Below are 11,343 nucleotides of genomic sequence, written 5' to 3'. Positions count from 1 at the left end.
GCGCTGCGGATCGCAAACCTTCGCACCCAGGTTCAGCGCCCATAAACTCGAGACCTCCTCCCGAAAGCCTTGTCTGGCAGGGGGTACAGGGGGATTTTCCATTTATGGGCGTTGGACACTTTTAGCCATGAAGGCAGTTTACGGGCTTTCCTCGAATACCCGAATATCGCTTGACCATCGTTTACAAAGCGCTGCGTGGGCGCACTGCTTCGACTGGCTGGCGCCAGTCGAAGCCTTCAAGCAGAAGGGATAGCTGGGCAGTGGTGAGTGCGACGACGCCGGAGTCCGCACGTGGCCACGCGAAACGTCCTTTTTCAAGACGCTTTGCAAACAGGCATAGCCCGCCGTCGCACCAGTAAAGCGCTTTCAGCAGATCGCCGCGCTTGCCTCTGAAGAGGAAGATGTTCCCGCCGTACGGGTCTTTCTCCAGTACGGTTTGCACTTTCGCGGCTAAAGAACCGAAGCCGCAACGCATGTCGGTCACCCCCGCTGCGATCCAGATTCGCGTGTTCGGCGGAATCATTTCAGGCAGTCCCGCAGAAACTGCTGGGCAAGGTCCATCGATAGCCCGCGAATGCGAACACGGCGCTTGCCAATTTCGACTTCCACGTCACAACAGGCGCTTGTCCTCGTGAGTGACTCATCCGCCGGCGGTGACGGCACGTCAACGATATTCACCGGCAACAGCGCCACTCCTGGGTCCGCAGGTCCTTCGATCCGTTCGGCCTGCGCCTCAAGTTCCTTGCGATATCGATGCCGCCATTTGAAGACCATGTTGACGTTCAGATTGTGCTCCCGCGCAATCCGCGACGCTGATGCGCCGGGTTTCAAAGTCTCTTTCACAATGGCACGACGAAACGCCTCCGGAAAGTTCGGCCGTTTCGCCTCCGCTGTCACCACATCGTCAGATCTGTCCATTTTCGCGCCCGCAAAATATTTGGCGGGCACCATATTGGACAACCCCCGTCAGTTCTTCCAGACGGCCTTGATCAGATGCTTACGCTGGGTATCGTCGCCGCGACTGGGTGAAAGCGCCAGATTTTGCATCAAAAGGACGCGGATTCGCGAAAGCGCGTCCCACTCAAGCCATTGATTTTCAAAGCGATATCAAAACAAACCGCCAGATTTTGCACGAAAAGGACGATTACCCCGAAAAGCGCGGATTTGGACCGCCATCGACAGCAGACGCGGACCGAAGCCCGGCCCCAAGGCACCGAAGTATCGCGATCCAGTGTCAGGAGCCACATGGAGCGGCATGGGCCGCGAACCTGGCTGGATCAAAGGGCAGCCCCGAGAGAAGTTCCTCGTTCAGAATTGACACTACGGAAAATCGTCCCGTAGTCGTCACGCAGCGGCAGCGTTTGCAGCATCACGGCTCGCCAGTATCGACAGAAGCAATGTGTTTTGATTTTTCCCAAGTTCGCTTCGTACCAGTTTCAGCGCATGCTCCTGCCGGTCGAAGAATTCTCGCGCGCTACTGAGCGTCGGATGGCGATGCAAGGCATCCAGAAAAGCGGCCAGTACGGTTTTGAGATAGAACTCGAGATTCGCGCAAAGCAACGTAGCGTCGACCATTCGCTGGCCGCTATGAACGATATCGCAACGCGCGCGGTATATGCGCTGGACATGCCAGCGCATCCGGCGCTCGTGATTCGACAGGGCGAGCCGCAATTTGCCATTATCTGTAAAAACCGCAAGTAGCCGGCGCAGATGAAGTCGCACGAAGGGCGCATCGTTACAGGCAGTTTCGATGGCGATCCGGTGCGCCGGGTCCTGCAGTAGGGCGTAAAACTCAGCAAGCTTGACACTTTTGAGCTCCACCGGTGTACCCGCTGCATCGGCGAGTTCGATCTTCAGTTCGTTGACGAGGATGTCGCGTAATGCCAGAAGATGCTTGGGCAGATAGGACAGGGTCACCGTAGGACCGAGCGACTGTTCCACGCCGTTGCCGATGCCGTCGCTTCCGCTGCCCTTTACGAGATACTCAACGGCCGTCCACCAGTTGACGAGCTTGTTCTCAAAATTCGAGGAATCGGCGCCAGTCCGATACAGCCGGAACGCTGAATAGATCCGGTCTTTCGTTTCGGACGCAAGTGTGCCGCTGGCCACCAGCTCCTGCAGCCGGCGCATGAAAATCTCGAGTTGCTGCGCGCTAAGAGATGAATCGGGATTCGGTACACTGCCCGGCAACGGCAATAGGATATGTCTGCCGGTCTTTTCTACGAGGAACCGGTCTGCGAGGTGGACGTTCTTGCGCTCATAGTCGTAGCGGACTACATCCAGCACGCTCGCGATATGGTCACTCGCGATGGACCCTGCGATCCGGCCATCCTGCGCATCCACTGTCATGGTCGCAAACAAGCGCCCGCCAAATGCGCGCGAATAGCGTTGTACGTATCCGCTTGAATTTGCGCCGACATTGGGTGGTGCCGTGCTGAACGCGATATCCCCAACGGCCTGTGGAAAATTTGTCGGATTGCTTACGCCGTTGATCTGAAACGTGATGCGATAGGGTTTGGGTGCCCCGGTCAACCGGCCGAACACATTGTGCAGCGCTTCAGGAAACGTATATGGCCTGTTCGCCGTTCCCGCGTCGGCCGGCAGCAGCATATCCCGGTACAGCTTGAACAACGAGGCGAAGCTCCAGCCCTGGTTGACAAGGGTACTTAACAGCGCGGAGAGCACGTTTTCGATTTTCTGGAGTTGCGGCTCGAGCGCGTCAAACGCTTCGTTGGCGTCCGGCGTCGTAAGTTCGGCTGACAGCCAGGCGATACTTTTCTGAACAAAATGCTGCTCAAGCGCGTGGATGAGCTCGCGCCCGAATGCGTCGACCAGGAACCGGTCTTTCAACAGCTGCGTACCGGCAAGCTTCGCGGCGTCAGTGCTTTTCGCGCCTTCCTCAGAGGCCGATTTCACCGGCTTGCTGTCTGCCACGTCCCTAAGCAATGCGACAAGCTGTGACGCGGCGGGCTGGAAAGCGGCATCCTGCAAGAGGGCGGCAGCTTCCAGGACCTCGTGCGCTTCCAGCGCAACCCGACCGATGTCAGGTTCTTTTGCGTGCTCCACGTCGAACATGCGGAGCAGTTCGCGCATGATGTTCAACGGATTCATGGCACGCACTCGAAAGGCGTCGAGCGAGGCTTCGTGGACAAGGTTGAACCAGCAGTCGCAAAAGAACCGCTGGCGCACCGTCAGCGTGTGCACCGTGCTAATCCGGCGATCGGTACGCATAAGTTGCCTGGAAGGTGGAAAGAAGCTATTCTAGTGGCACAGCTGGTACAGAAACGCCAGCGACAGAAAAAAGGGGTCAGGGTTTGCTGGTCTGGACGTCGTTCCGCGGCATTCTCCGCCCCGCCTATACAACGGCCCGCCCAGATCGCGGGCCGTTTTTTTGCGTCGGGATCTAGTTCAGCTTGATCTCGAGCATCTCCCGAATAGCGCTGGCCGCCCAGGCGTCCAAGGTGAAACTGTCGAGGGCAGCGAGCAGCTCCTCGGTCCAGTCCGTATTCGAGGCCGTCCACTTGACGATCCGCTCGCTGCCGCGGGAATCCAAGCGGTGCGCGATGTTGTTGCTCATCACCTTCGCCGGCACGCTGTCCGCGACGAAACGCGCGTTGCCCGGATGCACCACTTTGAACATCGCTACGACCGCATTCAGGTCTGCCAGCCTGTCTTCCCGCGCCAGTTCAGTAAGCAGGGCGAGCGTCGCGCCGGACGGTGTGTTGTAGTCGGACGAGCCCTGCAGGTTAAGCGCACTCATGGCGCGTTCGATCACCGATACCGGTGTATTGAGTTCGCGGCCGATCCGCCGCACGTTCGTTGTAAGACGCTTCATTCGAAGCTCCTCTGAAAAGTCGCGTATCGCCTGGACGTCGTCCCGTGACGCCGCCCAGACCCTTACTTCCGTCCATCCAGCCTGCAGCCGTGCCTTGCGTTGTGCGCTGACCCGCGCCCTGTCGCTCGGCATCGAATTTTCCGATTTCATCATAAGTTCCTTACGTCTATGCATAAGGAACTTACGCCAGTTCGCTCTGACGGTCAAGCGTAGATCGCGTGGCCGTCGTGTTGCGAGCCCTAGCTCCGCCCCCGCGCGGAGCGCCCGCAGTTGCGCGCGGGGCTTCGCCGCCGCGTCGCGACTCCAGCCGCGTCAGGGACGGCTGTGCGGGTGACAAGTACGCGCCCTTCTCCGAGTATGTCCAGAAACGAAGGGTCGGATAGCCGTAACTATCCGCCCCTTCGCGCTTCTGGTCGCGCCGCCGTGTCGCCACGCTAGCGCTGGCCTTGCAACTGTCTATCATCCGGTCGGGCCAATATGTAAAAGGGCGCCCCGCTCCGGCCCGGTTTCAAGCGTGATAACTCGTATTGAACTAAACCGCTGACGCGGTAGGGGTAGTAATTCAGCGTCACCGCACGATCAAAGGTGCGACGCTTCTCGAATGTGGCACCGGCAGCAGCGGGTTGCCCGGTCCGATTCGAGGAGACCCACCATGACGGCATTACGTCGACGCATGATCGAGGATATGCGCGTGCGCAACCTCGCGGCCAATACCCAGCGGGTGTACGTGGCCTCTGACCACGATTCGGTCGATTTGCTATCATAAGCACGGAAGTTATAAGGCTGCCGGAATCCCCCTTGATTTTGGAATAAGGCGGTCACCCGGTAAATGCCTGCCCGAACTGCCGCGCCCGCTTTACATCATCGGCATGCAGATAAATCGATGTCGTTGAAATCGACGCGTGCCGCAGATTGTCCCGCACGGCGCTGAGTTCGACTCCCTTCGCAAGCGCATGGGTGGCATGGGTATGCCGCATCCAGTGCGGCGTGGCCTGACGGAGTTTTTCAGCCAAGGCCGGATGGTCTTTTTCAATGACCTGCGCGGCATGCCGAAAAAACCGGCGCATGACTTCCCACAACCGCAGCGGCTTGATTCCGGCATCGCCGTCGTCCAGGCGGCCGATCAGCGGCGTAGCTGGATTCCAGTGAGCGCGGCTCACAGGCATGCCCCTCTCCTGCAGATACCGGTGCAGCGCGGCCCGAGCGAGCGGTGTCAGGGTCACCCTGGCTGGCTTGCCGCCTTTTCCGGTCACGTGAAGCCAGTGATCACCAGCGGCGTCGACCTCGACGTTTCGCAGGGTCGCATCGGTCAGTTCACTGATCCGCAGTCCCGTCGCGTAACCGAAATCCAGCATGAAGCGAAGTCGCTGCGCGGCGGGCGCCTGCCAGCCGTACGACCACTCGAGCCCGTTGGCAATAGTGCGCGTGAGCAGCCATTCCCCCTCGGTGAAGGCGTGTGTGGTTTCCACTGCCGTGGCGCGCTTGCTGCCGCGCACTTTGATGCCAGCAAAGGGATTAGCCACTACGTAGCGTTGCTCCACCAGCCAACGGAACATGGCGCTGAGCACGGCAAGTGCATGGGCAATTGAGCGGGCCGAAAGATTATCGACGAATGGGCGCCAGTCGGGTGACGTGCGCGGCCGCGGTGGTCCGACCCAGCGCTCACGTGGTGTCGGCCTGCGCAGAAACGCCCGATAATCGGTGGCATCCCGGGTGGTCAGGGAAGACAATGCAGTCCCTCGTGCAACGAGGGCCCACAGGATCAGCCGTTCGGCTTCCTTACGGTAGGCGCGCTGCGTAGCTGGGGACTCGTGCAACGCAAGCCATGCCTGAACGGCGTCGTAATCGTTGTCGACACCCAGGGTACAGGTCAGCAGCGGCGCGCGGAAGGCACCAGCGGATCCATCGACCTCATGCGGGAGCCGTAACTCCTCCCACGGCGTCACGACTGACTGCCGGTCGGCGACGATCAGTGCTCGGGCCCGCTCCGTGAGTGCTGGATGCGTGGCAAAGAAGGCCTCGATCCATTTTGCACTGGCCGGGCCGAGCCCCGGTATGACACTCCACCACTGCCGACGGCGAGGAATCCGTACCGTGAGATCAGCCAGGGTCCGGATGCCCGCCGCGTGCAGGGCACGGACAGCGCGCTCTGGCAACCAGCGCGTGATGTCGTCCCCGATCTGCGGGGTCGGTAAAGGTAGTGAGCGCAACGTTTCGACTGCCTGCGTGGTGGAGCGGGCATGATGTCTGCGCCTGTGGGTGGGGCATTCGAACAGCGTAGCGAGATCCTCCCGATGCCGGCAGCGGGCGTAAAGTGCGAGTTGCCGGCGGATCTGGCCGATGACGCCGCGTGCAGACTGCTCCAGACCGAGCCGGTCCCGCAGGTACCGGCTGGCCGCGTCACGCGAGGATGCGCCTTCGTACCAGGCGCGCAGCGCGGCAAGCGCGTCGGCATCGGGAAAATCGTTTGGCATGTCGCCGGCGGACGGGTTCGGGAGACGCGTTTTCATGACATCGAGTTTAGTACCAAAACCACCATACAGAGATAATAACTGTTATCTCTGTATCAATCACGAAAGACGTCCCGCCAGGATTTTTCACGATGATTTTCCGGTTTAGATCAGGCTTAGATCGCCTGCAGGGCGCGACTCAAAAAGTCCGCGTGCACAGAGGTTCCGGAGGCCAGAAAGCGAATCTGCTGCCGCACGGATTCGGGATCGACGCCAGCGTGTTCCGCTGCCTGCATCGTGGCGCGGCTTGCATCGAGCACATCGACACCTGTGATCTCGTAGCCGTAGCCCATCGAGATCCAGCGCAACGCCGCGAGACCGGCGGCCATGGCGAATCCCGGCTGCTTCTGCGCAAAGTCCCTGGCCGCGCGCGTCAACGTCCGGGGGTCGGTCGGGCTGGCATTGGCCAGCTTGATGGCCTGGTTGAACAGGCCTGCGTCCTTGGCTGCCGCGAACCACTTCCCTGGCTCGCCCGGCGACGCAGCAACCAGATCGCTCAGGATGGTCTCTTGCGCGATGTGCGGATACTTCTTTGCAATGGCACGGAAAGTTGCCAGGTAGGTGGTGCCCTGGTTCGCTTCGCGTGCATAGCGCCGGTATGCCTCGTCGGCGAGACCCGATGACAGCAGGATCGCCTCGCAAGCTTTCGCAATCTGCCCGTCCGGGCTGTTGAGGCCGCGCGTGTCTTCCGCGTAGGCCAGGGCTTCAGCCTTTCTGCCCATCGCAAGCAGTACCTTGACGCCCCAGCGTCGGTAGTGCCACATCCTGAACGGAGCGCGGTCCACCAGTGCGATCAGTTGCGCATGTCGCCCAGCTGCATATAGCGAAGCCAGACAGATTGGTGTCCCCGCAAAATATCCCCCGGGCCCCTCGGACCAGACGTGCTCGACGAGATCAATAAACCTGTCGGCCCACTCGCTGGCGATTTCGGGCGTCACGCAGAGTGTGTCCCATTCGTCCGACAGACCTTCGATATAGGGGACGCCCTGATCCTGAATGGCTTCCCATAGCCGCTCGAGCCAGGCCTGGCGCGTGACTGTGTCGACCTGGGCGCCAGCAATGACCGGGACCAGTGTTTCGATCGCACGATTCACGGCCGTGCCAATCGCACCTGACGACCCGTCGACGTGTTCCAGCGCGGGCGAAACTTTCTCCAGAAATTTCACAGCGCCCTCTGCCGCAAGCACTGTATCGCCGCGCGCCACCTGCCGGATCTCCGCGAGTGCTTCCTTGATACGCTGGATCGGTACGTCCGAGCGCCAGCCGAAAGCGTGGCGCCGAAAACGCTGGGCGAACTGCCACTTGAACGAGGCAGGCTTCACAGTGGTTCGTCCGTTTCGGATCGCAGATCCTGCAGGGGGCGCAAGGCGAGGATCATTTTTTCGAGCACCATGATCCAGTCCTCGAGTTCCTCGATAGTGCAATCAGCCTGTTCGACCAGCGTAAGGTCATCCGTCGCGCACGACAGGCTCGCGCCATTGATGACGGTATGCGCCATGGCGTGCAGGCGCAGAAGATCGTCACGCAAACCATCGGGCTCGCAGCGGGCGCGGATGGTGTCGAAAAGATCCACGGCCTGCTGGATGACGGTCGTATCGTATCGCTGCTGCAATGATTCCAGCGCGTCGGCATCGACGATGCCATAGGGGGTCTCAAGGTCGGGCATGGGATCGGGATCTCCGCAGGGAACGGACCGGGCCGGCGAACAGGTGATCGTGTATCCAGCCCTCGACGTGTCCAAAATCCAGTTCGTACCTGCCAAAACGTTTCAGGTTGCTGGTGAGGTAGGGACTGAGGAATCCAATGTCGTCGGGATTGACCTCAATGCCCTCATTCACCATCGATCGCAACGCCTGCATCATGTCCACCGTGTTTTGCAGGATCGCGGCCGAAGCCATCAGGTCGTTGTAACGCAGGCGTTTCTGCTGCTCGTCCGGGTCATTGACTGGCAACACATCGCCGCCGAACGAAAACCACTTGGCAAAGCCATTATAGGACTCGACCTTGTTGGTCGTGGCGGTGATCTCCTGGCGCAGTTCGTTGCTGCCGAGCCACTCAAGCAGGAATACCGTGCGGACCACCTTGCCAAGCTCCTCGGCCGCCAGGGAGAGGCGATTCTTCGGACTGGATCGACAGCGCGAGCTGCATCAGGTCCTTCCAGTGGCGCCCGATGAGTTCCCAGTCAACCGTTTCCGCGAAAAGATCATCGATATGTTTGTATCGGGTCGCAGCATCCACGCGATACAGCTTGAGGTCCTGCCAGTTGCGAATCCGCGGCATCAGCTTGATGCCCAGCAGGTAGGTGAAGGCAAACACCGCAGCCGACTGCCCCTGGGTGTCGGCGTGCACCGTATCGGCCTCAACGCTCAAACCAGCCTTGAGCAGCCCTTCGATCACGTAGATGGCCTCCCATATGCCCGGCGGGATGAAATGCCGGAATACCGCGATATAGTTGTCGGCGACGTGGCGGTAGGCGACCGCTCCCATTTTCCGGTAGCGGAAGTGATAGCCTGCCAGCAGGTTGTTGTCGTAGAAGTCGTACTGGGTGCCGTCGGCTGCCACTGTCTTGCCGTCTCCCCAGTGCTTCGGCAGGTCAAGCCGGAGATAGAGTTCAATCAGCTCGCGTTGTGCACTCTCAAGGCGTTCGAGACTCAAGTGCCGGCGGTTGACGAACGACATCATGTGCGGCGTGATCCTGTCACCCATGTGGCGCGCGGCCTGGGTGGGACCAAGATTGCACCCCATTGCGAAGATGGTAAGCAGGTACCGCTGTTCGGCGTCGCGGATTTTGGGATCGTTGCCGCTTAGCGGACCAAAGTGTCGTGTGAAATGTGTCCAGTGCTCGATATTGGCGAGTACGTCCAGCAGATTGCGCACAGGCATGCGCTTGACGATCGCCTTGTGCAGGGCCACCGCGCTTTCCGGGATGACGGTCGCCGTGGTGCGCCGGACAACAAACTCACCTGCCTTGTTGACCGTCACATGGTCGGACTTCTCGGGAAAACGCTCATCCAACTGGCGTGCAGCATCGGCGAGCCATTCGCGCAGCTGCGCCACAAAGCCGGCACTGCTGTCGGCAATGCCAAGCCTCTCGCTGTATCCCGGCAGGCGCTTCTCACATTCATGCCATGGCAACAGGTAATCGCGATAGTCTGCAAAGGCATCCGAGCCGGCTACGCACAGGTCTCCGCTGCGCAGTTCCCTCGTCATGGCGGACAGTACGCACAGTTCCAGATAACGCCGGTTTGTCGTCGCACCCTTCTCGGGCGGGCGGAAAACCAGCTTGCGCCAGCGCTCGGAAGCAAAGCTGAGATCGACCTCGACGCTGATCCATTCGCGATGAAGCGATTCGTTCCTGAAAACGACCTCCATTGCCTGCAGCAAGGACTCGGACTGGGTGGTCGAGCTCCATGCCAGTGCATGCGCCAGACGTAGTAGTCCTGATCGATGTACCTTGAAATGCCTCCACAGCAGCGGCAGATAATTTCTGCCGCTGTAGGCCCGGACCTCGGCACAGCTTTCGCGCAATGGTTCGAGGTCGCCCGACGGCGCCAGATATTGGCGAACACGCGCACCAAGTTCGGTGTCGTCGGTATAGTCGTCGAGAATATTGACGACGCCGTCAAGCGTATCGACCAGGCTTTCCATCTGTTCGCGCTGACGTGCCTGGATCTGCTCCAGCTCTTCCCTGGCCCGCTTGTGGATTGCGCCCATACGACGGATGAACATCTCGGCCAGGTCGTCGCGGGCTCGCACGCGCATTTGATGCAGCAACGCGACAATGAGCGTATATCGCCGCTCCGGCAGGGTCTCCTTCAGATTCGCCGCGTCCAAACTCATCGCCTGCGTCGAGAGGGAGCGCAGCTTTGTCGCGGGAACTCCTTCCAGCGCATGGTTGAAGTCGCCAAAACCATCGAGCCAGGCAAGATGGTCGACGAGCAGGGAAATATGCTTTCGCGATGGGCGTAAGGCGTATCGCTTGATGGTGTTGTACGCGCTCTGGCGCTGGTTGAAGTCGCGCTTGATCAGTCGGTCCAGCTGGGCCTTGTCCTCATCAGAGAGGCGACGCGAGACACGCCGGAACAACGCTGTTTGAACTCGCGTGTGGACCTGCTCCACAATGGCATCGAGCGTCGAGAACGCGGGCAGTTCGACCTGCTGCTGGATCAGGCTGTCGAGGGTTGCATTGATGATGTCCACCGGCTGATCCATCGTCTCGGCGGCCTCATGTGCCGCGCGCACCGCGATTTCGTTGGCATCGGAGCCGTAGTAGGACTGGATGCCGAGAAATTCGCGGATTGCCGCATAGTGACGAAACAAGGCGGGCGACCTTGCCCTGTTGTAGCCGAATGCGGCCTCGGCGTCCATGTTCGCGCTCGCCCGGATGTGCTCGATGACAACGGGGGGAATGGCGTCAACGAAGGGAAAGTAGTGCATCTGCTGAAAGACCTTCAGCAGAACCAGCAGGCCCAGTCTCGAGGACTGGCCACGCGCGTTGCGGCGCACCCACTCAAGCTCTTCGACGTCCGGTGTATAGAACGCCTGCAGTTCCTCCGATGAAAAACCCTTGGGAAACCTCGGATACGCGGTACGTTCGATGGTCGCCATGCCGGATTCCGGATCTCGAATGGGCTGGCCAGTGTAGCGCAAAAAATCCGGCAAAACCGTCACACCTGTGTCAGTCTGTGCAACCAGCTTGCCGCTATAATTTTCGGACTCAGAACGCAGCGAAGGGGACAGAAACATGGGCAAAGCCAGCCAGCAGAAAAAATCGTCGCGCGCCCGCAAGCTGGGCACGCGCGACCTGGAGGCATTGCGACGGGGAGCGGTTCGGTCAGGGATCCCCGACGCTATCGTTCTCGATCGTAATGAGTCGGCCCTGAACAATTCATTTTGCTCGGCAAATGAGTTCACGCTGCCGACTGCGTAGCAGTTTCGAAGCCAAGCAAAGCGACGAGAATCAGGGCGTAAAAAAGCCGCAGCTTGCGCAGGATCATC

The 11,343-nt window shown here is 60.0% G+C and carries 8 protein-coding genes and 2 pseudogenes; 2 read left to right on the top strand and 8 right to left on the bottom strand.

Annotated features, from left to right (window positions below; all coding sequences use genetic code 11):
- Nucleotides 1–181: 181 nt before the first annotated feature.
- Both tnpB and tnpA read right to left on the bottom strand, forming a co-directional pair.
- On the bottom strand, nucleotides 182–523 hold the full coding sequence (gene tnpB / locus PKKP23_RS32540) for an IS66 family insertion sequence element accessory protein TnpB (RefSeq protein WP_126879962.1): 342 nt from the start codon (nucleotides 521–523) through the stop codon (nucleotides 182–184).
- On the bottom strand, nucleotides 520–951 hold the full coding sequence (gene tnpA, locus PKKP23_RS32535; RefSeq protein ID WP_138721050.1) for an IS66-like element accessory protein TnpA: 432 nt from the start codon (nucleotides 949–951) through the stop codon (nucleotides 520–522). The genes tnpB and tnpA overlap by 4 nt, the downstream gene beginning before the upstream one ends.
- 229 nt (nucleotides 952–1,180) lie before the next feature.
- Here tnpA and PKKP23_RS32530 point away from each other — a divergent pair.
- A pseudogene (locus tag PKKP23_RS32530) lies at nucleotides 1,181–1,318 on the top strand (H-NS family nucleoid-associated regulatory protein); the annotation flags it as partial.
- Nucleotides 1,319–1,344: 26 nt separating this feature from the next.
- Here PKKP23_RS32530 and PKKP23_RS32525 read toward each other — a convergent pair.
- The 6 genes and pseudogenes from PKKP23_RS32525 to PKKP23_RS32500 form a co-directional block, all read right to left on the bottom strand.
- Nucleotides 1,345–3,204 carry a hypothetical protein gene (locus PKKP23_RS32525; protein ID WP_126879960.1) on the bottom strand — a complete coding sequence of 620 codons (1,860 nt, stop codon included), beginning with the start codon at nucleotides 3,202–3,204 and terminating at the stop codon, nucleotides 1,345–1,347.
- Nucleotides 3,205–3,403: 199 nt separating this feature from the next.
- On the bottom strand, nucleotides 3,404–3,835 hold the full coding sequence (locus PKKP23_RS32520) for a hypothetical protein (protein WP_176049173.1): 432 nt from the start codon (nucleotides 3,833–3,835) through the stop codon (nucleotides 3,404–3,406).
- 818 nt (nucleotides 3,836–4,653) lie between these two features.
- The gene (locus PKKP23_RS32515; RefSeq protein ID WP_126879958.1) at nucleotides 4,654–6,345 is read right to left on the bottom strand and encodes a site-specific integrase; all 1,692 of its coding nucleotides are present in this window, start codon (nucleotides 6,343–6,345) and stop codon (nucleotides 4,654–4,656) included.
- Nucleotides 6,346–6,461: 116 nt separating this feature from the next.
- Nucleotides 6,462–7,667, bottom strand: a complete 1,206-nt coding sequence (locus PKKP23_RS32510) for a hypothetical protein (RefSeq protein ID WP_126879957.1) — start codon at nucleotides 7,665–7,667, stop codon at nucleotides 6,462–6,464.
- Entirely contained in the window at nucleotides 7,664–8,011 is a 348-nt protein-coding gene (gene tnpC, locus PKKP23_RS32505; RefSeq protein WP_126879956.1) for a Tn3 family transposase post-transcriptional regulator TnpC, read from the bottom strand. Before tnpC ends, PKKP23_RS32510 begins: the two co-directional genes overlap by 4 nt.
- Nucleotides 7,998–10,953: pseudogene (locus PKKP23_RS32500) on the bottom strand (Tn3 family transposase). Before PKKP23_RS32500 ends, tnpC begins: the two are co-directional and overlap by 14 nt.
- Nucleotides 10,954–11,089: 136 nt before the next feature.
- Between PKKP23_RS32500 and PKKP23_RS32495 the strand changes: the two are divergent.
- Nucleotides 11,090–11,275: a hypothetical protein gene (locus tag PKKP23_RS32495; RefSeq protein ID WP_126879955.1), complete on the top strand. Its 186-nt coding sequence runs from the start codon at nucleotides 11,090–11,092 to the stop codon at nucleotides 11,273–11,275.
- The last annotated feature ends 68 nt before the right edge of the window (nucleotides 11,276–11,343 follow it).

The sequence above is a fragment of the Paraburkholderia kururiensis JCM 10599 = LMG 19447 genome, assembly GCF_003986935.1.
Taxonomy (GTDB): domain Bacteria; phylum Pseudomonadota; class Gammaproteobacteria; order Burkholderiales; family Burkholderiaceae; genus Paraburkholderia; species Paraburkholderia kururiensis.
This window is presented reverse-complemented; position numbering and strand designations above follow the sequence as displayed.

Coding starts and splice junctions, on each gene's coding strand:
- tnpB (WP_126879962.1), bottom strand. CDS start 523: ATGATTCCGCCGAACACGCGAATCTGGATCGCAGCGGGGGTGACCGAC.
- tnpC (WP_126879956.1), bottom strand. CDS start 8,011: ATGCCCGACCTTGAGACCCCCTATGGCATCGTCGATGCCGACGCGCTG.
- PKKP23_RS32495 (WP_126879955.1), top strand. CDS start 11,090: ATGGGCAAAGCCAGCCAGCAGAAAAAATCGTCGCGCGCCCGCAAGCTG.
- PKKP23_RS32520 (WP_176049173.1), bottom strand. CDS start 3,835: ATGAAGCGTCTTACAACGAACGTGCGGCGGATCGGCCGCGAACTCAAT.
- tnpA (WP_138721050.1), bottom strand. CDS start 951: ATGGTGCCCGCCAAATATTTTGCGGGCGCGAAAATGGACAGATCTGAC.
- PKKP23_RS32515 (WP_126879958.1), bottom strand. CDS start 6,345: ATGAAAACGCGTCTCCCGAACCCGTCCGCCGGCGACATGCCAAACGAT.